Raw genomic sequence first — 26,781 nt, forward strand, 5'->3', positions numbered from 1 at the left:
TTGACAACAAAAAAAGGGGTGTAATATGATTGTTATCAAATGATAAGTAAATAGGGGGTACGTCATGAACATGCTGGCCATCTACACATATCCAAATCATAAAAGCTTAAGCCATTCTTTTTTAGAAAAAGTCATTCAAGGAAGTCAGGAGAACCCTAACATAAAGGGGATTCAGGTCTTGGATTTATATGATGAGGGCTTCAATCCGATCTTGGAGTTCAATGAGCATAAACGAAGGCGTGATATGCATCGTGATCCTCAGCTTGAAAAATATAGAAATCAGATTACCTGGGCCGACCAGATTGTCTTTGTCTATCCAATCTGGTGGGGGAGGCCTCCAGCAATGCTGATGGGATACATTGATCAATTATTTTCTGCGAATTTTGCCTACAGGGACAAAAAGGGATTGTTCCCGGAAGGCCTACTGAAAGGAAAGTCGGTCGTATGTGTGTCCACGATGAAGGGACCTGCAAAGTATCCGCTTCTCTGGTTGAATGATGCGCATAAAATATTGATGAAAAGAGCACTATTCAATTTTGTCGGAATCAAAAAAGTGAAATTTTTTGAATTCGGAAATATGGAAAGTCCAAAGGGGAAACAAACCCAAAAGCTAGAGAAGGTTTATCGGTATTTCAGAAAGGTGGCAGTCTAAGTTTTTACGCGATTGATAGGGGCACTTGATTTGTATATTTTGCTATGAACCTGATTTGCTTTTTTGATTTCCACCCCAGGCACTCGCTTTCCGTGGGCGGTCCGGAAGCCTCCTCGGCGCTCTTTGCGCCTGCGGGGTCTCCCTTGGACACGTTTTTCCCGCAGGAGTTCCAATCAACATTGGGTTGGGACTTTATGTCGGCGACCTTTCTTTTTTTATCTATTTACGTGTATCAGATTACATAGTTTGTTATGTAACCACTTTGCCGTGCAGCTTCGCAATCAATCCCGTTTTGTTTTCACGGATATCCATTTGTTCTTGATAAGCGTAAGGATCATACAAATCACTAGGATCGTAAATGAAGCTAATCCGCTGAACCATATGCTTTGGAATTCACTTACATAAGGCTGGATGATGTATGAAGCGACAATGGCCAGGACCGCGCTTATCGGTATGTAGTCAGCGACTTTCCCTTTGCTGAATACGATAACAAGGATTGGTGCAAGTAATGCCGAGTATATGTTGCCTGAGTAAAATAAGAGCTCCAATAGGTTGGGGGAATAGAAGAGTGTAGCAATGAAAACCAATCCTCCAATACAGATTGAAAGCAGGCAGGCCATCCTTATTTTTTGCTGGTCGCTTTTTTTTGTTTGTAATGGTTCAAGAATATTGGCTACGATCAGGCTTACCAATGAATGCAGGCAGGCACCGAATGTTGAGGTGATTGCACTGAAAGCGCAGAGCACAAAAAGGATGAAAAAGAATGGTGTCGTTATTTTGTTTGCCAATCCAGCCAGAATCGAGTGTATATCAGTGAAGCCGCCCGTAAAGATAACCATGATGAACAGGGATGAAAAGGAGAGCGGGAATATGATCCATATAAGGCCGGATAAAGAGAATGTCAATCGAACCTTTTTCATTTCTATCATCAATAATCGCTGCCATGATGTCAGGTCAAAGAAAAACTGGCCGAACCCGACTAGAAGCCCTGCAAAAAGAAAACTCCATAGATCATATTTATTGATTACGAGCATGTATGGATGGTATAAACGGATTCCATCATAAACGGGCTGAATCCCTTCCTTGACGAAAAAGTATAAGGGAATTAATATAACCGCGGCAAACATAAAGACGACTTGAAAAGCTGCGAATCCATGAATGAGCTTTAACCCGCCGAATCCAGCATAAAGGACACAGAAACCGAAAAAAAAGAACAGCCCGACATAGAGTGGCGTATCGAAAAGAAACTGACATAGGGTGGACGCAGCCATTCCCTGAATGAATAAAATGTGTAAGCTGGTTATGACAAGAATCACGATCAATATCCAATATCCGAGGGGATTGAGCCGGGCTTTTAAATAGTCCCCAATGGTCAAGCCCATGGGGAAGTCCTGCCGGACCCTCTTCCCGATGAAGCTGAACATGAACAGGGCGATCGCTCCCATCAGGGCGTATCCGATCCCTCCGAAAACTCCATACTTCACCATCGATTCGGGGGAGGATAATATCGTGGTTCCTGTCACCCAGCGTGCCAGGAGGGAGATGATCCCTAAACCCATCCCGATTTGAATGGGGCCTTGTACGTATTCTTGAAATGTACGTGATCGCAATGTTCATTTTCCTTTCTCGCGGAACTCCTTGGGCGTGATTCCCTCTATCTTCCGGAATAAAGTGCTGAAATAATGCTGGCTATTGAAACCCGATTTTTCAGCGACGTCTGATATGCTCCAGCTGGTGTTATTGGTTAAGGTCCTTTTTGCGGCCTTTATTCTATAGTGCATTAAATATTCCGAAAACGAAGTGCCGACTTCTTCATGGAATTTCCTGCTTAAATAAGTCGGATTGGTATGCACTTCACGGGCGATGTCCGAAAGGGAGAGTTTTTCAGCATAATTTTCATGAATGAATGAAAGCGAATGGTGAATAAGGGTTGAATAATTGTGGGAAGATTCCCTTTTGTCATACTTGGCCAGGACTTTATGCAAATCACTTTCTATTACAGGTTTTGTTAAATAATCAACCACGCCTATCCTGATGGATTGCTGGGCATAATCGAAACTTTGATGCGCGGTCACCATGATGATTTCGACCTCTTTGTTCAGCGCCCTTAGGTCTTCACCAAATTCAAGACCTGATCGCCCCGGCAGGTTAATATCCAGGAAAGCGAGGTTGATTTTATGATTTTGGTTGAGGGTCAGTGCCTGACAGGCATCAGCAGCTTTGTGAAACTTCCAAAAAGGGTAAATGGATTGAATCATATATTCCATTTGTTCAAGGACCAATGGTTCGTCATCAACTAATAATACATTCATTCCGGCTCCGCCTCCTCCGATTTCTTATCAAAAACCAGTGGCCATGATACCTCTACCTTAGTTCCCGAATCAGTAGAAGCTATATTCAATTGTGCACGATCATTGAAATACAAATATAAGCGCTTTTGGATATTATCCAGGCCATGGCCGCCTTCGTCCGTAACGAATGGTTCCTTTCCCATTAACCCATTATCCGCCACTTCCAGATACACCATCTGCGATTCCAGATAAAACCGGATATGCAGCAGGGCTTCACCCACTTTTTTTTCCAAACCGTGTTTAAACGAATTCTCCACCAATGTCTGAAGAATGAAGGGGGGAACAAGTGCGATTGCTAATGGTTCCGGGCAATCCATGTCAATCTTGAGCCGATCACCGAAGCGAAGGGTCTGGATGTCGAGATAATGCTGGGTATACTGAATTTCCTGGGAAAGGGGGATCAATGGTTCTGATGCTTTATATTTGAATTTCAGGAATTGCGAAAATGCCTCCAAGGCCCGTATCAATTCAGCCGTCCTGTTCAGGCGGGCCAAGCCCAATATGACATTTAGTGTATTAAACAAAAAGTGTGGCTGGATTTGCTGGTTCAATTTATTATATTGTGCTTCTTGCAGTGCTTGCTCCAGGCGGATCTCTTTGTTTTTATTTTCAAGAAGGTCGATCCTTTTCTCGAATATGAATAGAAATAAAAGAGCGATAGCTCCCATGATGGGAGCTAAAATGAAGAGCATGATAATTAAGGTGAATCCCTCGTAACTTAGCATGGAGAACCTCTGCTGGTTATATTTTTAAATAACTTGAATTATTCTGTTTATTAGTATCATACTAAAGACCCCTCCGGAAATCTACAGCTTATGACACAATGTGACAAGCGACTTGATGATTTTGTGCAGATTGTTTCAGTTCGGGTAGCTGTGTTTTACAGATATCCTGTACGAAAGGGCACCGTGTATGGAAGCGGCAGCCGTTTGGAGGGTCTATGGGTGAGGGGACATCACCCGTCAATAGGATCCGTTCTCTTTCATGCACAGGATTCGGTACTGGGATGGCCGATAGCAATGCCCTTGTATATGGATGCTGGGGCTGTTCGAAAATGGACTTTTTATCGGCTATCTCGACTATCTTTCCGAGATACATGACCATCACCCGATCCGAGATATGTCTGACCACACCTAAATCATGTGATATGAAAAGAAAGGTAAGGTCGAACTGGCGCTGTAAGGATTTTAATAAATTCAGCACTTGCGCTTGAATGGAGACATCCAGTGCAGAAACTGCTTCGTCACATATGATCAATTTTGGATCCACTGCCAGAGCCCGCGCAATGCCGATCCGCTGTCTCTGGCCGCCGCTGAATTCATGCGGGTATCTTTCCATGGATTCAGGTCTCAGCCCTACATGTCCCAATAATTCTTCGATCCTGCTCTTTCGTTTTTCTTTAGGGACTACATTTTGTATCGCTAAAGCTTCTCCGAGAATTTGGCCGATAGTCTGTCTCGGGTTAAGGGAGGCAAATGGATCTTGAAAAATAACTTGCAGATCCTTCCTGGTACGCCTCATTTCTTTTTTTCCTAAACTCAGTAAATCCCTGTCCTGAAAGTGAATGCTCCCGCTTGTCGGTTCATCCAATCTAAGGATTGCCCTTCCGGTAGTCGATTTTCCGCAGCCGGATTCGCCGACTATGCTTAAGGTTTCACCCTGTTTGATATCGAAGGAAATGTCATCAACGGCTTTTACATGATTGATGGTTCTTCCGAAAAATCCACCCTTGATCGGAAAATACTGTTTCAATTGATTCACTTTAAGCAGAACCTTTTTCTCTGCAGCCGGTACACTCATCATTAAACCCCTACCTTCTCTTGAGCGTCATATTCCTTCTCCCATTGGGGGGTGAACATCCAGCAGCTGACCTCGGTGCTTGGGCCGATAGCCTGGAGATCCGGTACGGCTTGTTCACAAATGCTCTTCGCATGTGCACAGCGGGGAGCGAAGCTGCATCCCTTGGGCATGTTGTAAGGACTTGGAACGGTCCCTGGAATTGTAGTCAGTTCTTCCTGGTCCATGTCAAGACGCGGAAGGGAGTTTAATAAACCGATTGTGTAAGGATGTTTTGGGTTTGTGAATATTTCCTTGGCCAAAGTGTATTCAACGATTTTCCCTGCGTACATGACAGCAACCCGATCACAGGTTTCGTATACGACTCCCAAATCATGAGTAATCAAAATGACAGCCGTCCCGAAATCCTTTTGCAGCGTCTTGATCAGTTCGAGAATTTGGGCTTGGATCGTCACATCCAGTGCTGTTGTCGGTTCATCCGCTATTAAAACCTCAGGATGGCAGGCAAGTGCCATGGCAATCATGACCCTTTGCCTCATTCCGCCGCTTAGCTCATGCGGCTCCTGTTTTGCCCTTTTTTCAGGTGAGGGGATCCCGACGAGCCGAAGCATGTCGACCGCTTTATTCCATGCTTCCTTTTTTCCCAGCTTTTGATGGAGCCTGATCGCTTCTGCAATTTGCTCGCCCGCTGTATATACGGGATTCAGTGAAGTCATCGGCTCCTGAAATATCATCGAAATTTCATTACCGCGTATGGACCGCATCTGTTTTTCAGACTTCGTAAGCAGATCCTCCCCTTTAAAAAGGATGCTGCCACCGGCAATCTTACCGGGTGGCGATGGAATGAGCCTTAACAATGATAGTGATGTTATGCTTTTCCCGCTTCCCGACTCTCCGACGATTCCGAGCGTTTCCCCTTTATTGAGGGAGAAACTAATTCCATTGACTGCCTTACTCGTTCCTTCATCAGTGTAAAAGTGTGTCTGCAGATTTTTTACCTCCAGTATTTTATCATCATCCTGTTTCATCATCATACCTCCTTAGTTCAAGTCTATTCTTTTGTTAAAGTATCGATAGAGGACATCCACCGCTAAATTCATGAATACGAAGATAACGGAAGCGATGAGGACCCCGCCTTGGACCATCGGCAAATCCCTCGTTCTGATTGCATCGACTATCAATCTCCCAAGTCCATTGATGGCAAAAACGGACTCTGTCAATACCGTACCGCCAAGGAGTGCACCGAACTGGAGGCCAACTACGGTAATGACGGGGATAAGCGCATTTTTCAGGCCGTGTTTATAAATGATGATATATTCTTTTAATCCCTTGGCTCTCGCGGTCCGGATGTAGTCCTGGCGAACGACTTCAAGCATGCTCGACCTGGTCATCCTGGCAACGATGGCCGCACCGCCGGCCCCAAGGGTTATGGCTGGGAGAACCATGTGGCTGAAAGTTCCCCAACCTGAAACCGGAAACAAATGAAGGTTCACGGAAAAGAAGTAGATAAGCATGAGGCCCAGCCAAAAACTAGGTAACGAGATTCCCAATAAAGCAACGATCATGATGGAAATGTCAGCTGCCGAGTATTGCTTGGTAGCCGAGATGATTCCTGCGATCATTCCAAGCACAACGGTTATGAAAATGCTGGCAAGTGCCAGTTCAAGGGTGATGGGCAAGCGGACCATGATTTCGTCCAAAACAGGGCGGCTGCTGCGGAGTGATTCTCCAAAGTCACCTTGAACCGCATGAAGGACATAGTCAACGTACTGATAGAGGATTGGACGATCCAATCCAAGCTCATGACGCAGTGATTCAATCGTTTCTTTAGTCGCTCCTTCACCTGCAAGCAGTGTTGCCGGGTCTCCCGGGACCATTTGCATGATGAGGAAAACAACAAGACTTACACCCAGTAAAACCGGTATCGTTTGAAGTACCCGTCGGATAATGAATACGAACATTTTCTCTCCTCCTATTTTTTCATTCTTGGATCCAGGGCATCTCTAAGTCCGTCCCCGAAGATGTTGAAACCAAGTACCAGTGTTGATATCGCTATCCCCGGAAACAAAGCGATGTGGGGGGCACTGAACAAATAATCCCGTCCGCTGCTCAGCATCGCGCCCCATTCTGGTGAGGGCGGCTGGGCTCCCAGTCCCAGGAATGACAATCCGGCTGCCGACAGAATTGCCGTTGCCAGACGTAATGTGGCTTGAACGATGACGGGAGATAGAATATTCGGAAAAATATGCTTGCAGATGATCGTGAAGTCAGTTGCTCCCAATGCACGAATGGCATCGATATATTCCAGCTTCCTGACTGACAATGTGGAACCTCGTACAATCCGGGCAAACATCGGTATGGAAAAGACACCGACCGCTACCATTACATTGATTAAACTTGGACCAAGGGCACTAATGATCGCAAGTGCAAGCAGTATTCCCGGGAAAGCCAGCAGAACATCGACAATCCTCATAATGACGGTATCGATCCATTTTCCGTAATAACCAGCTGTTAACCCGAGGAGTATGCCAATGAACGCCCCGAAGAATACAGAGACAAATCCAACCGTTAATGAAAGCCGTGTTCCATATAATAATCTGCTTAAAATATCCCTTCCCTTATCATCTGTACCCATCCAATGTTCGGCTGACGGAGTCTGGAGTTTGTTGACTAAATCAATTTCATAGGGATCCTGAGGTGAGATCAAAGGTGCAAAGATAGCCAATAAAATATAAAAAAGTACGATGTACCCGCCTACCAATGCCAATTTATTTCGCTTGAATTTTTTATAAAAAGCTTTCCAGTGTCTTAGTTTCGGAGTTTTTCTTTCTTTTACATTCAATTCGGTATTATTGATGACGACCTCTGGCTTCATTGGATTTCCTCCTTTTCTTTCATTCAATTTATTCAAAAAAGGTATTGAAGTAAATATGATGCGGAAAAGCAGTAAAGATAATTAAAAAATGAGTAAAGATTCTGAAAATATAAAATTCGGTTTTTTTTTATAATTTACATTAAGCCCGATGTACTCATAGCTGAAAGTTACTTGGAGAAACAAAGGCAGGTTGAAAAGGGAGGAAATAGAATGAGAAAAAGTATGATTGGGTTGCTCTTTGCTTCTTTATTAGGCATCTCATCCGTTTTATCAGGCTGTGCAACAGAAGAAACCGGCAGTAAGGAAACAGTAGAAAAAGCGAAGGAAGGAGGAACGCTGATCGTCGCGCGATTATCTGATGCGACCACCCTTGACCCTCATTTCATAACAGACATTCCATCTGCAAACGTCGTTTATGAAAAGGTTTATCAAACATTGGTCGTTCCTGACAAAAACATGAACCCTAAACCGCTGCTCGCAAAAGAGTGGAAACAACTGGATGATGTCACTTGGGAGTTTAAATTGCAGGAGGGAGTCAAATTCCATGATGGAGCTCCATTCAATGCCGAAGCGGTGAAAACCAATTTCGACAGGGTACTGGATCCGGCAACAGCTTCTCCGCAGGCTGGTAAATTGGAAATGATCAAAGAAATTAAAGTCGTTGACGAAACGACTGTACAATTCAAGCTGAAATATCCTTATGCTCCGCTGTTATCGATTTTAGTGAGTAATGAAGGAAGCATCATCAGCCCTAAAGCGATTAAGGAAAATAGTGACAAACTGGCTCAAAACCCCGTTGGGACAGGGCCATTCGTTTTTAAATCGTGGAAGCCTGGTGAAGAAATCGCACTTTCGAAAAACAAGGACTATTGGGGGGATAAGCCTAAGATCGATGGGGTGGTATTCAAGGTTGTCCCTGAAGATGCCACGAGGATTGCAATGATAGAAACGGGTGAAGCACATGTGACCGATCAAGTGCCAGTGACGGAGATTGATAGAATCGAAGCGTCAGGCACGATGGATTTATATCGCACGGAGGGACTTGCAGTTGAATACTTAAGCTTCAATGTTAAGAAAAAACCCTTTGATGATGTACGGGTCCGTAAGGCGGTCGCACATGCCATCGAGGTTGATTCCATTATCAAAGGGGTTTATAACGACGTCGGTACGAGGGCGAATTCAACAATGAGCCCGAAGGTGTTTGGTTATGATCCGGATATAAAAGGCTACGACTATGATATTAATGAATCGAAGAAGCTCTTGACTGAAGCGGGGGTCAAGGATGGTTTGGAGTTTACATTGACGACGAGTGATCGTAAGGAAAGGATCAATATGGCCGAGGTGATTCAATCCCAGTTAAAAGGAATTGGAATTAAGGTCAAGATTCAAGTCCTTGAGTACGGGGCTTACATTGACGCGACAGCCAAAGGTGAGCACCAGGTAGCGATAGGCGGCTGGGGCAATGCTACCGGGGATGGAGATTATAATCAATACAATCTTTTCAATAGCAAATCCCAAGGTGCTGCGGGAAATAGTTCATTCTATAGCAATCCGGAAGTTGATAAATTGATTGAAAGTGCACGTAAAGAATCGGATGGAGATAAACGTAAGGAACTATATTCCAAGGCTCAGGCAATTGAAAGGGAAGAAGTTCCATATGTTCCTATCCGTAACTATGAACACTTGGCAGTATATGGCGGGACGGTTAAAGGACTTTGGCTGAATCCGGCAAATTATTTAATGCTTGATGACGTAACCGTGAAGTAGGAATTTATCACAAAAGGAAGGCAGCATAAGGAAGTTATGCTGCCTTCTCAATTAGGAGGGGAAAATATGATAGATTTACTGCTAATCCATGGGACCGTGATAACCATGGATCAAAACAGGAGAATTCTGCAAGATGGCGCCATTGCCATACATCAAGGAAGGATTTTAGCCGTAGATTCAACGGAAAAACTGAAATTGAAGTATGAGGCAGTTAAAGTCATGGATTGCAGCCATCAGTGCATATTGCCTGGATTGATAGATGTTCATGGTCATGGGGGGCATTCCATGTTCAAAACGATTGCAATGGAGAATATTGATTTTTGGATGCCGATCATGACGAATGCGTATAAGCATTTTGTTACGGATGACTTTTGGTATTACGAAGGAAAGCTATCCTCGCTTGAGAGATTAAAGGCGGGCGTGACAACTGGGGTTAGCGTGTTGGGATCCATGCCGCGGTCCGATGAACCGATTTTCGCCATCAATCATGCAAAAGCATACGCCGAAGTGGGAATCAGGGATGTGGTATGCACGGGTCCTTGCAACCCTCCATGGCCCCATTCATTCAGCCGGTGGATCGACGGAAAGCGAGTGGTAAGGGAAGTTTCCTATGAAGAAGTGTTACAGGGGGCGGAAGCTGTAATCGAGGCGCTGAACCATGCGAATGAAGACCGCACGAGAGCCTTCATTACACCATTTGTCATCGTTACATCAGTGGATCCCTCGAATCCCACCTCACCGGACAGGCTTTATGGGCTGACTGATCATGACCTTTATCAAGCGAAGAAAATAAGGGAGATTGCCAGGAAATATAAAACACGAATTCACTCAGATGCCTTTGGCGGGATGATTCATTTAGCGATACAGGATAAGGAAAATGCCCTATTGGGTCCAGATGTCCATTTACAGCATTGTCGTGGCATTTCCTTCGATGAGGCAAGAATACTGGCTGAAACAGGTACCAACGTCAGTGCATCACCTGGTTTTGGCCAGGTTCATGCCCGTACCCCGATAACCGAATTATTGGAGATGGGGACAACTGTGGCAATCTCCACGGATGGGACTTCCCCTTCCACAAGCTTTGATATGTTTCAGGCAATGAGGAAAACACAGTTTGTTCACCAGGCAGCGCTTAGGGACTACTATTATTTACCTCCAGGCAAGCTGTTGGAAATGATCACAATAGATGCTGCGAAATGCATTGGCTGGGATGATGAAATAGGCTCCCTTGAGATCGGGAAAAAAGCGGATGTCATTACGGTCAATCTGCATCAGCCTCATCTGACCCCTGAATTCATGCATGTTCACCGGCTTGTATTTCAAGCAGTGGCGAATGATGTGGAGCATGTCATCGTGGATGGCAAATTGATCATGGAAGGAAGGAAAGTACGGACGGTCCATGAAAGTACAGTGCTTGATGAAGCGAATGAGGAGGCCTTTTCAACGATAAAGCGTGCCGGGCTCGAAAAGTATATGCAGCCGACGAAATACTTCTGGGGCCATGCCAGGGCCTATGTAGATGAAAAGCGATATGACGAACGCGAAGACGCTGCCGTGATGGTGAAAGGGGAATAAGATGAAAACCAAGCTTAAAGGAAGATATGTAATTGGATATGATGGAAACGATCATGTCATTTTGGAAAACGCAGAAATCGTTTATGAAAAAGACACGATTCTGTATGTCGGAAAAAATTATCCTGAAGAAGTGGACAAGGTAATGGATGCCGGTAACGCCATTATCAGTCCCGGGTTCATAGATTTAAATGCATTAGGGGACATTGACCATGATATTTTACATTTTGAAGCCGGTGCCGACAGACAGAAAAACCTTCTTTGGTCAGAGAATTATATAAAAAGCGGACATCCTGAATTAATGACCGAGGAAGAAGAAGCTTTTAAATCACTATATGCTTATTCACAACTCATTCTTCATGGCGTGACGACGGCGATGCCCATCACTTCCGTTTTTTATAAAAGCTGGGCTGAAACCTATGATGAATTGGCAGCTGCGGCAGAACATGCCGCTGGATTGGGATTAAGGATTTACCTTGGTCCGAGTTTCCAATCAGGAATGAGAGTCGTCCAGCCTGACGGGAAAATTAAACTGCATTGGGATGAAAAAGCCGGTGAAGCAGGGTTACGGAAAGCGGTCGAGTTTGTGGGGAAATTCGATGGAGCCTATGAAGGCATGGTCAGGGGGATGCTTGCTCCAGAACGTATAGAGTCTCAAACGGCAGAGCAATTAAAACAGATTAAATATTACAGCGAAAAATTGGAAGTACCCATAAAGCTTCATGCTGCACAAGGAAGTTTTGAATTCAACACCATATGGGAAGCCCATCATGTTACACCGATCAGATATTTATACGACCTTGGCTTTCTCGGTCCAAGAACAGGGATCCCGCACTCCCACTTTGTTTCAGGATATAGTAAAGCGAAATATGGCCAGGGCGATGACTTGAAGCTGCTTGCTGAAACGAATACAACGGTGATTCATTGCCCGCTGATCATCGGTAGGCATGGGGAAGGGTTGGAATCTTTCGCTAAATATAAACGGGCTGGGATCAATATAGCCCTTGGAACGGACACATTCCCTCCGGATATGTTCCAGAACGTTAGGACAGGCAGCATGCTCTCACGGCTGGCGGAAGGAGAAACGGAAGGCTCTGTATATGCCGATTTCTTTCGGTCAGCCACAATTGATGCGGCCGCCTTTCTTGGCAGGAACGATTTAGGACGCATCGCAGTTGGGGCCAAGGCGGATATAATCGCGATTGACTTGGATGGTTTTCATATGGGGGTAATCGATGATCCGATTCGAACCATGTTCGTAAGCGGGTCCGGGAGGGACGTTAAATTATCGATCATCAATGGAAAGGTGGTCATGAAGGATCAAATAATCCCCGAACTTGATTTAACGGAAATCAAATATAAGGGGCAGCAATATTTTAAAAAGATGAGAAAAGGATATATGGAAAGGGATTATCAGGAGCTTCCCGAGAAAGAATTGTTTAAGCCATCATTCAAGGTCGTGGAATCGATAAGCGATCCAGAAGCCATTTATGAAAACAAGTAAAGAAAATGAAAAACATAGTAAAGATATTTGAAATGAATAGTCAGAATATTTCCTATAATTAGATAAGTGTTCAAAAAATGAAATCGGGAGGTCGAAGTCCATGGGGTTAAAACGTGGGACAGGAAAGTTTTTTCTAGTCATGATCATGGCCATCATCATTACAGGCTGTTCTTCTAACAATGACGTAAGCACAACAGCAAGTGATCCGAACAGAGCATCAAACGAAGGGGGCACATTGGTTATTGCCCGCTTATCCGACGCTGAGAATTTGGATCAGCAGTTCATGTCCACGATTAACGCCGCTAGCGTCACTCACCATAAAATCTATGAAGGTCTTGTACAACGGGATGAGAATAGTGAGATACAGCCAATGCTAGCAGAAAAATGGAAGCAAATAAATGACACGACCTGGGAATTCAAGCTTAGGGAAGATGTGAAATTTCATGATGGCACACCATTTAATGCAGACGCAGTAAAAAAGACGTTTGATCGACTATTAGATCCGAAGGTCGCTTCTCCCAGAGCAGTAGTATTCGATATGGTAAAAGAGGTGAAACCGGTTGATGAATTTACCGTGCAATTCATTTTGAAGGAACCTTTTTCCCCTCTCCTTTCGATATTGGCGAATCATGAAGGCGGAATCATCAGTCCGAAAACGATTGAAAAGTATGGCAAAAAGATTATCCAGGAACCGAATGGAACAGGTCCTTTCGTTTTTGATTCATGGTCCCCGGGCCAGGAAATCATATTGAAGAAAAACGACAGCTATTGGGGAGATGAGCCAAAAGTGGACAAGGTCCTATTCAAGGTCGTCCCGGAAGACTCCACGAGGATATCGATGATAGAAACCGGTGAAGCCCATATCGCAGAGCCTCTTCCTGTTGCTGTAATGGACCAGGTGGAATCTTCACCGGCAATGGACGTTTACCGCAGTGAAGGGTATGGAACCGAATATTTAGGGTTCAATGTCAATAATGAACCGTTCAATGATGTAAAGGTACGTAAAGCTATTGCTCATGCCATTGAAATGGACTCGATCATCAAGGGGGTCTTTAATAATGTGGGAGTAAAGGCGAACTCCTTGATGGGCTCTAAAGTATTCGGGTACAACGAAGATCTCGAAGCCTATGATTACAACCTGAAGGAAGCAAAGAAACTGATGGCCGAAGCTGGATATTCTGAGGGACTGGATGCAACCATCCTGACAATGGACAGTAAAGAAAGAGTTAACTTGGCCGAGGTCCTGCAATCCCAACTGAAGGGTATCGGCATTAATTTGAAGGTACAGGTGATGGAGTACGGTTCGTTCGTGGAACAAGTGAATAAAGGGCAATCGGAAATGTTCATCATCAGTTGGAGAAACGCGACCGGCGATGCTGATTATAATCAATATAATCTATTTCATACCGATTCACAGGGAGCGGCAGGCAATACATTCTTTTACAGCAATCAAAAGGTTGATCGTTTAATAGATGCCGCCAGGAAGGAAAAAGAAGAAGAGAAGCGCAAAGAACTATACGCAGAGGCACAGGAAATCGAGATGGGTGACACCCCGTATATTCCTGTAAGGGTCATAGAAAATGTTGCTGCAGTCGCGAAAGATGTAAAAGGATTTTCAATCAGCCCTTCAGGCTATCTGGAGATAAATGACGTAACGATAAAGTGATGCGCAGATAAGAACAAAGGGTTCATCCATTTTAGGGTGAGCCTTTCAGTTTGTAAAACGAATGGGGGTTCGGAAAACGATATTTAATCAAATGATGTTCCCGAACCAATTGACCCAAAGCATTTTCATTTCCTCAGATAAGGTTACGATCTAAATGTTCTAACAAAGTTGATTGGAACAAGGATTGGAGTCCGAAAAGTGAGGTGAAGGTCGAAAAAAATTCGTGAACGGTCGAATATAGTGTTGGGTAGTTCGAATGCTGTGCGTGAACGGCCGAATATTGTGTGGTTTAGCAATCGCCCAAGACAGTGCACCGTATCGAATAAGGTGCTCCGGTCTTTATGTTTTTTTTCTGTAATCCTCATTGGATTGAAGAGATTTGCGAAAAAGCACGACCCCACAGGCGCAAACGCCGAGGAGGCTCCCGGACCGCCCGCGGAAAGCGAGTGCCTTACGTTTCAATCAACGTCTACAAAAAAAGGGAGCGGCTTTCTAAATCAATTGAACTTATTAAATAAAAAACTGCAGGCAAACTGAGTTTTCATAGAGTTGTCTCCAATCTGAAAGAGTTCATCCATTTTAGGGAGCCTTTTTCTTTGGCACAATAAGTAAAAATAACATAAAAACGAGTAAAAATTCTGAAATTATTTGCTGATCTTTAAAACTATAATGAAAGTGATGCATGTTCAATCTGAATGGAAGGGTGAGTTTAATGTCTCAATCGTATTGGTTGACGAATGTACGCTTGGAAAATGGTTTTACTTATAATGAAAATGAAACGATCACCGGCACTGAAACCGGTCATTACCACATCAAGATTGAAAATGGAAAAATATCCTCCATTTTATTGGCGAAGGAATCGATAACGGATCAGGACCCGCAGCATGATGTTCATGGTCTCCTGATGGTCCCCTCGTTTAAGGAAATGCATATCCACATAGATAAAACCTACTATGGCGGTCCGTGGAAGGCTTGCATGCCTGCCATTAATGGCGTGAAAACCCGGATAGAGGAAGAGCAGGTTTTACTGCCAGAATTATTGCCTACCGCTAAAGTAAGAGCAGAGAAAATGCTGGATTTATTATTGGACTTCGGATCTACCCATATACGCACACATTGCAACATTGACCCCGTTATAGGACTGAAAAACTTAGAGGCGACCATTCAGGCACTGGAAGGATATAGTGATAAATTGACGTATGAAATCGTCGCATTTCCGCAGCATGGACTATTACGCAGCAATTCCGCTGGTTTAGTAAGGGAGGCCATGAGGAATGGGGCAAATCTGGTAGGAGGCGTGGATCCAGCCACCATTGATGAAAACATAGAGCGGTCACTTGAAACGATCATGGATATCGCGGTTGAATACAATTCCGATATCGATGTCCATTTACATGATCCGGATCACCTTGGTCTCTTCACCATGCAACGCCTAGCTTCACTTACGGAAGACGCAGGCTGGCAAGGAAGGGTAACGGTTAGCCACGCCAGCGGTTTGGCAGATCTTTCAGTCCCGGAGGCAACGGGCATCGCCGAAAGATTTTCGGAAACAGGCATATCGATTACATCCACAGTGCCCATCTTCAGAACGATCCCCATCCCCCTGCTTCATGAAAAAGGGGTGAAAGTCGAATTGGGTAATGATAGCATCACTGATCATTGGACACCCTTTGGCATCGGGGACAATTTGGAAAAGGCCGGTCGCCTTGCAGAGAGGTTCCGCATGATTGAAGAACGTTCCTTAGCGCAAAGCCTGCAATTCATAACAGGTGGGAAGACCCCATTAAACCAAGACGGGGTCAAGACATGGCCTAATGTCGGGGATGAGGCAAATATCGTTTTGCTTGAAGCAAGCTGTTCAGCGGAAGCGGTGGCTAGAAGGGCAAAGCGTGCCGCTGTCATCTTCAGGGGCAATGTTGTTAGCGGATCTATTTCATCTTTTGAGACGACAGGTGTTTAATCTTCTATTAAAGAGAGTGATTTGATGAATGAAGCATACTGGCTTACAAACGTTACGCTTGATAGTGGATTTGTTTTTGAGAATGAACGAATTGATCGGACGAAGACAGCTACATACAACATGTATATACAAAATGGGGTCATAAAGGATTTGCAATTGGCTTCAACTATGCCTTTGAAAACGGATGGTCCTGTTCACGACGCGGGAAAGCTGCTTGCACTTCCTCCTTTTAAAGAGATGCATAACCATCTTGACAAGACTTATTTAGGACTGCCATGGAAATCATGCACTCCAGTTCCGAACTTAATCGAACGCTTAAAATTAGAAGCAAAAGAGCTTGCTGAACTGGCTGAAACCGGGCGGCTCCGGGCTGAACGGATGCTTCAACTATTGTTAAGCGGCGGGGCAACGCATGTAAGGACGCATGTTAACATCGATCCATACATCGGTATGAAGAACTTGGAAGAAATTCAAAAGGCGCTAAGTAGTTTCAGTGGGAAAATGACATACGAGATCGTGGCTTTCCCGCAGCATGGACTGCTAAGAACGAATTCAAAAGGGCTGATGAGACAGGCGATGAAAGAAGGGGCGTCATTAGTGGGCGGCCTGGATCCTGGCGGAGTGGATAATAATATAGAAGCTTCCCTATATGAAATGGTTGATCTGGCCGTTGAATTTGATGCAGATATTGATATTCATATACATGATCCCGGTCATCTTGGTTTATATACGATCAAGAAACTGGCTTCTTTGATAGATGAAGCAGGGTGGAAAAACAGAGCGGCCATCAGTCATGCTTTCGCACTTGGTGATGTTTCAATCGGAGAATCAAATGAACTGGCCGGTGAATTATCAAACCTGGGGATAGCCGTCATGTCTACGGTTCCGATTAACCGGGTCATTCCCCCGATTGATTCACTGCATGAAAAAGGTGTCCATGTTGCTCTCGGATGCGATGGCTTTTATGACTCCTGGTCACCATTCGGTACCGGAGATATGCTGGAAAAGGCCGGCCGATTGGCCGAGAGGTATAACTGGAAGGACGAGTATGCATTGTCCCAATCGCTTCAATTCATTACGGGCGGGGTCAAGACACTGGACCATGAAGGTAATCGTTTATGGCCGAATGTGGGAAATGACGCAAGTATGGTTTTTGTGGATGCATCATGTGCTGCCGAGGCAGTTGCCAGGAGATCGACGCGTGCTGCCGTTATGGTCGATGGAAATGTGGTTTTTGGCGGACTCGATCGCGAATTTGCCTTGAAGAAGAATTGAAGGTCTATATCAAGAAGGGATGAAGATCATGAATACAATCTATTGGTTAAAGAATGTTCGTTTGGAATGTGGCTACCGAAAAGAGAATGGTAGAGTTACAGGAACGATGACCGGGCTATTTCATCTGTTGATGGAGGATGGAAAGATCACGAAGATTGTCAAAGATGGAGAAGCCATACGTGATGATTTACCAGTGGAAGATGCAAAAGGATTGCTGGCGTTACCATCCTTCATTGAAAAGCATGTTCATCTTGATAAAACACTGATGGGGGATGTTTGGAGGGCGTGCACTCCTTCTTCAAGTGTAATTGAACGCTTTGAAAATGAGAAGAGGGTGCTGCCTTCCATTGCAACAAGCACATGTAAACGTGCAGAATCATTACTGGAAATCCTTTTAGCTTCTGGATCTGCACATATCCGTACTCACGTTGATATCTATCCGGAAGTGGGCTTGCAAAACTTAGATCAAGTACAACAGGCGCTTGAAGGCTATTCCAATAGACTCAGTTCGGAAATCGTCGCATTTGCGCAGCACGGATTGCTGAGGTCCGGTTCTGTCAAGCTTGTCAGGGAGGCATTGCGAAACGGAGCAGGAATCGTCGGGGCGGTGGATCCAGCGACAGTCGATAACAATATTGAAGCATCGCTGGTTCAATTGATGGATTTAGCAGTGGAAGCGAACGCTGATGTGGATTTGCATTTACATGATCCAGGCCATCTGGGCACGTTCACCATGAAACGTTTGGCAGCTCTGACAAAGCAAGCGGGCTGGGAAGGCAGGGTGGCATTAAGCCATGCTTTCGGTATCGGGGACGTATCCAGGGAAGAAGCCTATGAACTGGCTGACGTTCTGAGGGATGCGGGGATTTCCATCGTCACCAGTGTCCCTATTAACAGGCAGATGCCCCCTGTTGATTTATTACAAGAAAGAGGGGTTGAAGTATCGGTAGGAAATGATAATATCTTTGATGTATGGTCACCTCTAGGGAATGGTGACATCCTAGAGAGAGCAGGGAGGCTCGCAGAACGTTTCAAATGGATTGATGAAGTCTCACTTTCCCGAACACTCGGGTATATAACTGGGGGAAAAACCCCATTGGATGAAAAGGGTAACAGGGTATGGCCGAAGGCGGGGGATGCTGCAAGTCTTGTGTTGATTGACGCAAGCTGTTCGGCAGAGGCAGTTGCCAGGCGTTCTGAACGTAAAGCGGTCATTTACAAGGGGAACTTAGTTGCCGGTTCACTATATAAACAAAAGCAGTCAATTGAACGGTAGTACTAAACGAAAAAGGAATTCTGGATACTTCCGGATTTCCTTTTTCGTTTTGGGTATGGAACGGCTTCCATGTACTTTTACTTACTTATGTTATATGCTGAGGAAGTGTTTTTTTTGCTCTCATTTCATTACTGTTATACCCCAATATATTTAAAACGGTCACGCTTCTGATTGCCCATTTGCCTTGCAACAGTAGTCAAGCCAACAAATTAGCAGGGAGACTCAGTCTTTGTTACTATTAATGGTAACGTTATCATTTTGCATGCGATCTGCAAAGATCATATGCCATAAAACATCTGTCCAGCAATGGCAGCGACCCTCGGGGGACCGCGTTTACTATCATGATGTTGCCCTATCGCCTTTGAAGGGAAGGGCAATTGAAATTCACCATGAGCTTTAAAAAGTATCATGTTCAAAGGAGATGGAATCTATGAAAAGTTGGAGATCTTCTGTGACTCTATTTTCTTCTTTTCAATGGTTGTTTTTTATTTTTGCAAATACGGTAGTAGTGCCCATATCTATTGGCGCAGCTTTTGATCTTCCTCCCAATGTCACGGAAATGACCATGAGAAGCTCGCTCATTTTCACCGGGATCGCTTGCGTGTTTCAGGGGTGGAAGGGGCATAAGTATCCACTTATGGAAGGTCACTCCGGTCTATTGTGGGGAGTGATGTTGAATTTAGGACTATCTGCACCATCCATAGGGCTAGGTTATGCCGAGATAGGAGGGGGAATTGCTACTGGACTCATTGCCGCTGGTGTCGTGACTGTCATTATTTCTGCCTTCAACCTTATTTCTTATGTCCAGAAGATTTTCACTCCCATGGTCATGACGGTTTATTTATTCCTTCTGACGTTCCAGCTCATTTTTGTCTTTTTTAAGGGGATGCTGGGGATAACGGAGAATGGGGAAATCAACATCCCGGTCAGTTTCCTATCAGTGGGGATTGTACTTTTAGTAAGTATACTAAAGATAAAAGGTCCAAGGACCATAAGCAATTTCTCGATATTGATCGGAATTATGGTGGGATGGATTTTTTACGAGCTGCTATTTCCGGAGGCCGGGGGAGAAATGGGCTCGACGGGTGCCGCTTTTTCATTTTTCCCATTAGGTGCTCCAAACCTGGAATTCGGGATCATAGCGATTTCCTTTTTTGCAGGATTACTGAATTTGTGCAACACGTTCGCTTCGATTCAGGCTGCATCGGAATTAATCGGCGATGAAGCTGAACACAAGCAGTATCGAAATTCTTTATTCATGACTGGCGGCTTTACCATTTTCGCTCCGGTGCTTGGTCTTGTTCCGTATACACCTTTTACTTCATCCATCGGATTTTTGCAGAGCACTCAAATCTATGAGCGGAGGCCCTTCTTACTTGGAGGCATGTTATTGACCATAATTGGGCTCATTCCTCCTTTCATCTCTTTCCTGGCCACCATGCCGATAACAGTCGGGAATGCAGTATTGTTCGTTGCTTATCTACAGCTGTTCGGTACGGCTTTCAACAGCGTCAAGGGTCAGCATTTCACCTCAGATACGATTTTCAGGCTTGCCGTACCGGTATTGATTGGAGTAAGTTTGATGAACATCCTTCCTAATGCATTTTCGAACGTTCCCGCGCTTCTACAGCCCTTTTTGACCAATGGGCTCATAATGGGCGTATTAATATCAATCGTGCTGGAAAAATCGGTAAACTGGAATCGATATGAACAACTGCAGAACTAATGTGACTTCGATTGAAATGGCTATACATAAAGGAAAACGAAAATGCCAAGTGACTTTTAATGACTTAATTTAAGAGACGATCATGAAAACCGGAAGGGTGTTTGCCTTCTGGTTTTTGTTTTTTTTAGTGAAAATAGGCGTTTTAATCAGTAGCAATACCCACTCCCTTTACATATTTTGTTGGAGGGAGTATTTGATGTGCTGTTAATTCCCTGACCATTTCGTTTTGATTTCCCGTTCTAAGCGTTGCCTTATAAATTAATACACGGAGGTTATATAAAATGTATGAATTTCAAAATCAATTGCAAAATCTGAATGTCGATGATTTCCAGGTGACTCAGCCAGTTCCTTGGGAGCAAAACCAGTACAATTTGGATGATTCGTCTCGACAATTCATAGGTGTGGGCGGCTTTGGTTGTTTTGGCTGTTTCTTGTGCTTTGGCTGCTTTGGTTGCGGAGGTCGCTGTGGTGGATGCGGACGCTGTGGTGGATGCGGACGCTGCGGCGGTTGCGGCGGTCGTTGCGGACGTTGCGGACGTTGCGGCCATTAAGGTTTCAGGTCTTCTAAAGAAAAGTCCCTGCGGTGTAGCAGGGACTTTTCTTTATTGCATTAGACATAAGGGACAAATTGTCGTACATAGGATTAAAGTGAAGTGCTAATAGCAGTACTTAGAATGCTTCGGGTTAGGAGGAGCGGAATGGTGAATTTGACCCCTTCTATGCGTTTAAAAGTGAAAAGGGATACGTTTTTTCTTCCGGAACCAAACAGAGGTGTGTATTTCAGGAATAACATAAGTTCATTCCGTATGGAGGGCAGCTCGATCGTTCAATGGATTGAAAAGTTATTACCGATGTTCAATGGGAACCATACATTAAGCGAGTTGACGGATGGATTGCCTGGCCCATACCGGAACCGGGTGATGGAAATTGCCGAGGTTTTGTACGGTAATGGGTTTGTTCGGGATGTAAGTCAGGACAGTCCCCATCAATTAAGGGAACAAGTTCTTGAAAGGTATGCTTCGCAAATCGAGTTCCTGGAAAGTTGCGGCGATTCCGGGGCTTACCGTTTTGAAACTTATCGAAAGAAAAAGGCGTTGGCTATAGGCTCTGGTCCATTGTTCCTTTCATTGGTGTCCTCACTGATTGAATCCGGATTGTCCACATTCCATATCTTCATTACGGACACGGTACCGACCAATAGAAAGAGATTGAATGAAATCGTGGCACATGCGCGTAAGACGGACGAAGAGGTTGTGATAGAGGAGGTCGTGCTTGAAAAGGGAACAGAGATTGCCTGGCGGGAGATCGTGCGGCCCTTTCACTCGATATTATATGTGTCACAGGAGGGTGATATAGAGGAATTAAGAGAACTTCATTCGGTTTGCAGGCAAGGGGAAAAGACCCTGTTTCCTGCAATGATCATCAATCAAGTAGGCATGGCTGGTCCGCTTGTCCATCCAGATTCAAATGGTTGTTGGGAGTCAGCCTGGCATCGTTTACATCAAGCTGAGCTGGAAAAGAATCAGACATCATCTTCCTTTTCCGCCACAGCCGGAGCGATGTTAGCCAATATAATGGTATTCGAATGGTTTAAAGACGCTACAGGAGTTATGAAAGCAGAACAAGCCAATCAATTTTATCTGTTGGATATGGATACATTGGAGGGAAAGTGGCATCCGTTCATTCCCCACCCGGGGGTGACGGGAAAAGGGAGTGCTGCATGGATTGAAGATTTTGAACGGCGGCTTGAACAGAATTCGGACCCGGTTGAGCCGGGGAAAGTATTTATGTATTTCAGCCGGTTGACATCCTCGGAATCCGGTATCTTTCATCATTGGGATGAGGGGGATTTAAAACAGCTGCCGCTGGCTCAATGCCGCGTTCAGGCTGTTGATCCGCTATCGTCCGGTCCGGCAGAACTCCTGCCCGAAATCATCCGTTCAGATCTGACGCATGAGGAAGCGAGGAGGGAATGCGGTCTTGCAGGAGTTGAAGCATATGTATCCCAAACACTCAGCCAACTTGTTGCGACTCTTCCTCCGCTTCGGGGAGCAGACGAAATAAAGGAATCGATCGGTGTCGGAGCAGGGGAAACATTTGCTGAATGTGTTTGCCGTGGACTGCAAAGCAGTTTGGATACAGAGTTTTTAAATAAGCGGTTCAACCAAGAGAAACTTGTGACGGTGCAATTGGCTCAAGTGGAAGATGAGCGCTGCAGGTATTATCTACAAGCGTTGACCCGGCTGCAGGGAGATCCAATCATCGCCTTGGGTGAGGGAGTGTCAGGCTTCCCGGTAGTTTGGGCAGGAACGAGCGATGGCTGGTCCGGCGCTGTCGGTTTGAATGTTACGATCGCATTACGGAACGCATTGCAAAAGGCCGTCATGAAAGTCCAAAACCAGACCGTTTGCTTAACAGCTCCAGGTTTAGTGGCATCGCCTGTTCTTGAAGAAGAAAAGGTCGATCTTGTGATTCCTTCATGCGGGGTGAAAGGGAATCTCGAACTGGTACAGTCCGCCATTCAAGTCTTGAAGAAGAACAGTAAGCGAATCCACGTTTTCGAAATAGATCTGGAACCTTTCTTGAAGGAAGAAATTGCAGGTGTGTTTGGGGTGTTTTTGCGAGAGGAGGAATCAGGGTGAAAACTGACGTATTGGTTGTCGGGGAAGGAGTGTTGGCCGACCATGTTCATGGGGACCTGTCCGGCCAATATCAGGTAAATCGCCATACCGATTTCGAGGCAGGAATCCCGCAAACGACGGCCATGGTCCTTCTGCTGCAAGATGCCTGGAATCCCGCTGACCATGTAAAGGCGGAAGAGGTGATAGGGAAAGCGGGCATTCCATGGCTGCGGGGGTTTGTATCATTTGGAGAGGGAGTGATAGGTCCGCTGGTGCGCCCGGGTGTTCCAGGCTGCTCACAGTGCGCGGACCAAAGGTATCTCATGGCCGGGCGTGATCGAAAGGAAATGTGGGGAATCCGCCAACAGCTGCAGGAAAATGGGGGGATAGAGCGTGATCCGGCGGCATCCCGCACAGGCCTTTTACAGATGGCCCACTTGATTTGTGCAGAGGTAAGGAAGGTGATGAAAGGAGAACGCGCCCGGTCGGAAGGGCATGTATCATTAATCAGCCTGAAGACGCTGAATGGTTCGTGGCACTCTTTTTTACCTGACCCATTGTGTCAGGTTTGCTCAACATTACCTGATGACTCGAAGGAGCGTGCAAGGATTTCGTTGAAGCCAAGTCCAAAAATCAGTCCCGAAAGTTACCGTACCCGTTCGATGGAGGAGCTGAATGAAGTTCTGGCCAAGGATTACTTGGACCACCGAACAGGATTCTTGAATAATAAAATGATAGACCTTGTACCGCCATTTGCCGATGTAAGTGTTAATTTGCCTTTGTTCATAGGAGATGAGGGGTCGGCGGGCCGGACTCTATCATATGAGGTCAGTGAGATGACGGCCATATTGGAGGGATTGGAAAGGTATTGCGGAATGGAGCCCCGCGGCAAACGGACAGTCATTCATGACAGCTACAACAACCTGAAAGATTTTGCGCTCGATCCCATCAGGATAGGGGTACATTCGAAGGAAAATTATGCACAGAGGGATTTCCCGTTTCAACCGTTTAATCCTGACCGCTCGATAGATTGGGTGTGGGGCCACTCATTTTTGCAAGAGCGGCCAATCTTGGTCCCGGAATTGCTTTCCTATTACAGCTTGGGCTGCGGTCATGGATTTGTCTATGAAACTTCCAATGGATGTGCTCTAGGGGGAAGTTTGGAGGAGGCCATTTTCTACGGCATCATGGAGGTGGTCGAACGTGATTCGTTCCTGCTGACCTGGTATGCGCAGCTGCCCCTCACACGGCTTGATCCTTATTCAGCAAATGACAAAGAACTGGAGCTGATGATTGACAGGGCAAGGGCGGCAGCGGGATATGATATCCATTTATTTAACTCAACGATGGAACATGGTATACCGAGCGTATGGGCGCTGGCAAAAAACAGGAAACAAAAAGGGTTGAATATTATTTGTGCGGCAGGGGCCCATCTGGATCCGGTCCGGGCGGTGAAAAGCGCGGTCTTCGAGCTGGCTGGCATGATGCTGACCCTTGACGATAAATTGGAAGAGAACCAGGATGAGGTTGAGAAAATGCTGCATGATTCCTCACTGGTACGGAAAATGGATGATCATGGCATGCTGTACGGTTTACCGCAAGCCGAAGAGCGACTGCAGTTTCTGCTGGATGATGACCGCCCGATGCGAACTTTCGCTGAAGAATACGGGGAAAAGGTCAATCATCCGGACTTGACGGAAGATTTGCAGGAAATACTTCAGGAGTTTCGCCGCTTGAAACTCGAGGTGATTGTGGTGGATCAAACGACACCGGAAATTGCACGAAATGGACTACATTGCGTGAAAGTGATGATCCCGGGGATGCTGCCGATGACATTCGGCCATCATCTTACCCGCATAACGGGGCTTGAGAGGATACTGAGGGTTCCGATGGAACTTGGATATGCAAAACGGCCGCTTGAATTCGAACAGCTCAATCCGCATCCGCATCCATTTCCATAAGCGGTGACTTAGGAGGTTGGAGGATGAGTCTAGAGGCATTTTTGCACAATTTGCATTTTGATATCGAAAAAGCAAGTCCGCCGGATTGGGAAGTGGATTGGGAAGATGCACCGCTAACGTATAAGCTTTACCGTGACTTGCCTGTTTTTCCACTCTCACTGGAGGTACCGCTGACGCTCGAGGGGGGCAGCGGGCCTTCACGGCAGGACCTTGAAGGAATCGGTCATTTCCTCTGGTACGCATATGGCCTGACCCAAGTCAGCCAGGTCCCGAGATCTTCGGAATCTGAGGACCTCATGCAGTCATTCCGGCGTTTTCCGCCATCAGGGGGAGCTTTGTATCCAAGTGAATTGTACGTATACTTGAAGATGGAGGGATTACCTGCTGGCGTATACCATTATGATGCAGCACACCATCGGTTGGTTTTGCTGCGGGAAGGGGATTTTGATTCCTATTTAACAAAGGCTCTTGGTGAATCCTTTGATATGTCAGCATCCTTTGGCACGGTTTTCGTATCGACGATGTTTTGGAAAAACTTCTACAAATATAATAACTTTTCATACCGTCTGCAAGGTCTGGATGCGGGCGTGCTTCTTGGACAGTTGCTCGAAGTGGCGAAACGGTTTGGAATCGCCGCCGGGGTGTGCTTCCAATTTCTTGATCGGGCCATCAATCATCTGCTTGGGCTTTCGGAAGAGGAAGAGAGCACGTATGCGGTGATCCCCTTATCGGCAGAACCTTCTTTTAGATTTAGAGAAGAAAGGAGTATGGACGGAAATGTCACCTCGACGGAATTATTGCTGGAATTGACGGATATCCAGCCTGAACACTATGTTCGGTCGCAGAGGATCAGGGAATTTCCGATGCTAACCAAAATGAATGAAGCATCCATGATGGCATCCACTCAATCATTCCGGCGGGTCAATCCAAAGAATGGGACGGAATTCGAAGGGAAAATTGTAGCCCTTCCTATCGTGAAGCGGTTGTCCTATGACTTGGCATCAGTTTGCGGGAAGCGATTTTCACCTGAAATGGACTTTGTACTCGGGAAAGTCAGTCAATCGCAGCTGGCCGCTCTCCTGCAGGAGGCAACCGCTTCGTTCTCCTATCGAAATGACTTGGATGGAACAAACGAGAACAACGAAAATCGCGTTTCCCTCTATGCTTGTTTATATAATGTGGAAGACATACAAGATGGTGCATACCATTATGACAGCACGACCCATTCATTACGACAGATACAACCAGGAGATCATCGGCTCCTATTGCAATACGGAATGTCCCTCGATATCATGAATTTTCAGCAAGTGCCGATCTGCATACATGTAGTTGGTGAGCGGGACCAATCCAAAACGCAACTTGGATATAGAGGATACCGCATCCAGCAAATGGAGGCGGGGATGCTCGTTCAGAAGCTACTGCTAGCGTCATCAGCCCTCGGAATGAACGGGCACCCGCTGCTCGGCTTTGATGTGAATATGTGTGATGAACTTTATAAGATAGACGGACCGCAAAGGAAAACGAGCCTGATCCAAATCCCGATCGGACACTATCTGAATCGCCCTTGGCTGAAGGGGAGTCTGCATAGTTGAAGAAGATGAAACGAAAGCCTCCATTTCATTTAAGAAATGGAGGCTTTCGTTTTTATTTTGTAGTACGGCAGAGTGCAATAATCTCTGCTGAAGATTATACTGAAATAAGAGGTTTTACTGCTTTTGGGAATGAATAAGTATATAAAGTTAATAATTTAGTATGCTTTTAACTAAACAATTTAAAGG

At 45.4% G+C, this 26,781-nt stretch carries 21 protein-coding genes; 14 read left to right on the forward strand and 7 right to left on the reverse strand.

Annotated features, from left to right (window positions below; genetic code table 11):
• The first annotated feature begins 64 nt into the window (after positions 1-64).
• A complete protein-coding gene (locus tag LQ188_RS13930) occupies positions 65-652 on the forward strand; it encodes an NAD(P)H-dependent oxidoreductase (RefSeq protein WP_230177116.1) in 588 nt (195 codons plus the stop codon).
• Positions 653-933: 281 nt separating this feature from the next.
• On the opposite strand, the gene LQ188_RS13935 is transcribed toward LQ188_RS13930, so the two are convergent.
• From LQ188_RS13935 to nikC, 7 genes are all read right to left on the reverse strand, one after another.
• The gene (locus tag LQ188_RS13935; protein ID WP_230177117.1) at positions 934-2,262 is read right to left on the reverse strand and encodes a transporter; all 1,329 of its coding nucleotides are present in this window, start codon (positions 2,260-2,262) and stop codon (positions 934-936) included.
• A 3-nt stretch (positions 2,263-2,265) separates the two neighbouring features.
• Positions 2,266-2,964 carry an AraC family transcriptional regulator gene (locus tag LQ188_RS13940; RefSeq protein ID WP_101224408.1) on the reverse strand — a complete coding sequence of 233 codons (699 nt, stop codon included), beginning with the start codon at positions 2,962-2,964 and terminating at the stop codon, positions 2,266-2,268.
• Complete coding sequence (locus tag LQ188_RS13945; RefSeq protein ID WP_101224407.1) at positions 2,961-3,728, reverse strand: histidine kinase; 768 nt, start codon at positions 3,726-3,728, stop codon at positions 2,961-2,963. Before LQ188_RS13945 ends, LQ188_RS13940 begins: the two co-directional genes overlap by 4 nt.
• An 88-nt stretch (positions 3,729-3,816) precedes the next feature.
• Positions 3,817-4,806: a dipeptide ABC transporter ATP-binding protein gene (locus LQ188_RS13950; RefSeq protein ID WP_290370121.1), complete on the reverse strand. Its 990-nt coding sequence runs from the start codon at positions 4,804-4,806 to the stop codon at positions 3,817-3,819.
• Positions 4,806-5,831, reverse strand: coding sequence for an ABC transporter ATP-binding protein (locus tag LQ188_RS13955; RefSeq protein ID WP_230177421.1), 1,026 nt, complete (start codon positions 5,829-5,831; stop codon positions 4,806-4,808). Before LQ188_RS13955 ends, LQ188_RS13950 begins: the two co-directional genes overlap by 1 nt.
• A gap of 9 nt (positions 5,832-5,840) precedes the next feature.
• Positions 5,841-6,761 (reverse strand): nickel ABC transporter permease, encoded by a 921-nt coding sequence (gene nikB / locus LQ188_RS13960; RefSeq protein WP_101224404.1) that lies wholly within the window; start codon positions 6,759-6,761, stop codon positions 5,841-5,843.
• Positions 6,762-6,772: 11 nt separating this feature from the next.
• The gene (gene nikC / locus LQ188_RS13965; RefSeq protein ID WP_101224403.1) at positions 6,773-7,675 is read right to left on the reverse strand and encodes a nickel transporter permease; all 903 of its coding nucleotides are present in this window, start codon (positions 7,673-7,675) and stop codon (positions 6,773-6,775) included.
• Positions 7,676-7,885: 210 nt separating this feature from the next.
• On the opposite strand from nikC, the gene LQ188_RS13970 reads away from it, so the two are divergent.
• The 13 genes from LQ188_RS13970 (at position 7,886) to LQ188_RS14030 (ending at position 26,732) form a co-directional block, all read left to right on the forward strand.
• On the forward strand, positions 7,886-9,442 hold the full coding sequence (locus tag LQ188_RS13970) for a glutathione ABC transporter substrate-binding protein (protein WP_101224402.1): 1,557 nt from the start codon (positions 7,886-7,888) through the stop codon (positions 9,440-9,442).
• A 66-nt stretch (positions 9,443-9,508) separates the two neighbouring features.
• Complete coding sequence (locus tag LQ188_RS13975) at positions 9,509-11,017, forward strand: amidohydrolase family protein (protein WP_101224401.1); 1,509 nt, start codon at positions 9,509-9,511, stop codon at positions 11,015-11,017.
• 1 nt (position 11,018) lies between these two features.
• Positions 11,019-12,518 carry a chlorohydrolase family protein gene (locus LQ188_RS13980; protein WP_101224400.1) on the forward strand — a complete coding sequence of 500 codons (1,500 nt, stop codon included), beginning with the start codon at positions 11,019-11,021 and terminating at the stop codon, positions 12,516-12,518.
• Between the two features lie 100 nt (positions 12,519-12,618).
• Positions 12,619-14,184 (forward strand): glutathione ABC transporter substrate-binding protein, encoded by a 1,566-nt coding sequence (locus tag LQ188_RS13985; protein ID WP_230177118.1) that lies wholly within the window; start codon positions 12,619-12,621, stop codon positions 14,182-14,184.
• A 712-nt stretch (positions 14,185-14,896) separates the two neighbouring features.
• Entirely contained in the window at positions 14,897-16,144 is a 1,248-nt protein-coding gene (locus tag LQ188_RS13990) for an amidohydrolase family protein (RefSeq protein WP_230177120.1), read from the forward strand.
• A 24-nt stretch (positions 16,145-16,168) separates the two neighbouring features.
• Positions 16,169-17,419: an amidohydrolase family protein gene (locus LQ188_RS13995; RefSeq protein ID WP_230177122.1), complete on the forward strand. Its 1,251-nt coding sequence runs from the start codon at positions 16,169-16,171 to the stop codon at positions 17,417-17,419.
• A 28-nt stretch (positions 17,420-17,447) separates the two neighbouring features.
• Positions 17,448-18,695 (forward strand): amidohydrolase, encoded by a 1,248-nt coding sequence (locus LQ188_RS14000; protein ID WP_230177124.1) that lies wholly within the window; start codon positions 17,448-17,450, stop codon positions 18,693-18,695.
• A gap of 430 nt (positions 18,696-19,125) precedes the next feature.
• A complete protein-coding gene (locus tag LQ188_RS14005) occupies positions 19,126-20,421 on the forward strand; it encodes a uracil/xanthine transporter (RefSeq protein ID WP_101224394.1) in 1,296 nt (431 codons plus the stop codon).
• Between the two features lie 281 nt (positions 20,422-20,702).
• The gene (locus LQ188_RS14010; protein ID WP_148357707.1) at positions 20,703-20,972 is read left to right on the forward strand and encodes a heterocycloanthracin/sonorensin family bacteriocin; all 270 of its coding nucleotides are present in this window, start codon (positions 20,703-20,705) and stop codon (positions 20,970-20,972) included.
• A gap of 147 nt (positions 20,973-21,119) precedes the next feature.
• Positions 21,120-23,063, forward strand: a complete 1,944-nt coding sequence (locus tag LQ188_RS14015) for a putative thiazole-containing bacteriocin maturation protein (protein WP_230177126.1) — start codon at positions 21,120-21,122, stop codon at positions 23,061-23,063.
• Entirely contained in the window at positions 23,060-25,003 is a 1,944-nt protein-coding gene (locus LQ188_RS14020) for a TOMM precursor leader peptide-binding protein (RefSeq protein WP_101224392.1), read from the forward strand. The genes LQ188_RS14015 and LQ188_RS14020 overlap by 4 nt, the downstream gene beginning before the upstream one ends.
• A gap of 23 nt (positions 25,004-25,026) precedes the next feature.
• On the forward strand, positions 25,027-26,595 hold the full coding sequence (locus LQ188_RS14025) for a SagB family peptide dehydrogenase (protein ID WP_230177128.1): 1,569 nt from the start codon (positions 25,027-25,029) through the stop codon (positions 26,593-26,595).
• Positions 26,592-26,732: a hypothetical protein gene (locus tag LQ188_RS14030; protein WP_230177130.1), complete on the forward strand. Its 141-nt coding sequence runs from the start codon at positions 26,592-26,594 to the stop codon at positions 26,730-26,732. The genes LQ188_RS14025 and LQ188_RS14030 overlap by 4 nt, the downstream gene beginning before the upstream one ends.
• The last annotated feature ends 49 nt before the right edge of the window (positions 26,733-26,781 follow it).

It is taken from the genome of Peribacillus sp. Bi134 (genome assembly GCF_918698065.1).
Classification (GTDB): domain Bacteria; phylum Bacillota; class Bacilli; order Bacillales; family DSM-1321; genus Peribacillus.

Coding starts and splice junctions, on each gene's coding strand:
- LQ188_RS13930 (WP_230177116.1), top strand. CDS start 65: ATGAACATGCTGGCCATCTACACATATCCAAATCATAAAAGCTTAAGC.
- LQ188_RS13940 (WP_101224408.1), bottom strand. CDS start 2,964: ATGAATGTATTATTAGTTGATGACGAACCATTGGTCCTTGAACAAATG.
- LQ188_RS13945 (WP_101224407.1), bottom strand. CDS start 3,728: ATGCTAAGTTACGAGGGATTCACCTTAATTATCATGCTCTTCATTTTA.
- LQ188_RS13950 (WP_290370121.1), bottom strand. CDS start 4,806: ATGATGAGTGTACCGGCTGCAGAGAAAAAGGTTCTGCTTAAAGTGAAT.
- LQ188_RS13955 (WP_230177421.1), bottom strand. CDS start 5,831: ATGATGAAACAGGATGATGATAAAATACTGGAGGTAAAAAATCTGCAG.
- nikB (WP_101224404.1), bottom strand. CDS start 6,761: ATGTTCGTATTCATTATCCGACGGGTACTTCAAACGATACCGGTTTTA.
- nikC (WP_101224403.1), bottom strand. CDS start 7,675: ATGAAGCCAGAGGTCGTCATCAATAATACCGAATTGAATGTAAAAGAA.
- LQ188_RS13970 (WP_101224402.1), top strand. CDS start 7,886: ATGAGAAAAAGTATGATTGGGTTGCTCTTTGCTTCTTTATTAGGCATC.
- LQ188_RS13975 (WP_101224401.1), top strand. CDS start 9,509: ATGATAGATTTACTGCTAATCCATGGGACCGTGATAACCATGGATCAA.
- LQ188_RS13980 (WP_101224400.1), top strand. CDS start 11,019: ATGAAAACCAAGCTTAAAGGAAGATATGTAATTGGATATGATGGAAAC.
- LQ188_RS13985 (WP_230177118.1), top strand. CDS start 12,619: ATGGGGTTAAAACGTGGGACAGGAAAGTTTTTTCTAGTCATGATCATG.
- LQ188_RS13990 (WP_230177120.1), top strand. CDS start 14,897: ATGTCTCAATCGTATTGGTTGACGAATGTACGCTTGGAAAATGGTTTT.
- LQ188_RS13995 (WP_230177122.1), top strand. CDS start 16,169: ATGAATGAAGCATACTGGCTTACAAACGTTACGCTTGATAGTGGATTT.
- LQ188_RS14000 (WP_230177124.1), top strand. CDS start 17,448: ATGAATACAATCTATTGGTTAAAGAATGTTCGTTTGGAATGTGGCTAC.
- LQ188_RS14005 (WP_101224394.1), top strand. CDS start 19,126: ATGAAAAGTTGGAGATCTTCTGTGACTCTATTTTCTTCTTTTCAATGG.
- LQ188_RS14010 (WP_148357707.1), top strand. CDS start 20,703: ATGTATGAATTTCAAAATCAATTGCAAAATCTGAATGTCGATGATTTC.
- LQ188_RS14015 (WP_230177126.1), top strand. CDS start 21,120: ATGGTGAATTTGACCCCTTCTATGCGTTTAAAAGTGAAAAGGGATACG.
- LQ188_RS14025 (WP_230177128.1), top strand. CDS start 25,027: ATGAGTCTAGAGGCATTTTTGCACAATTTGCATTTTGATATCGAAAAA.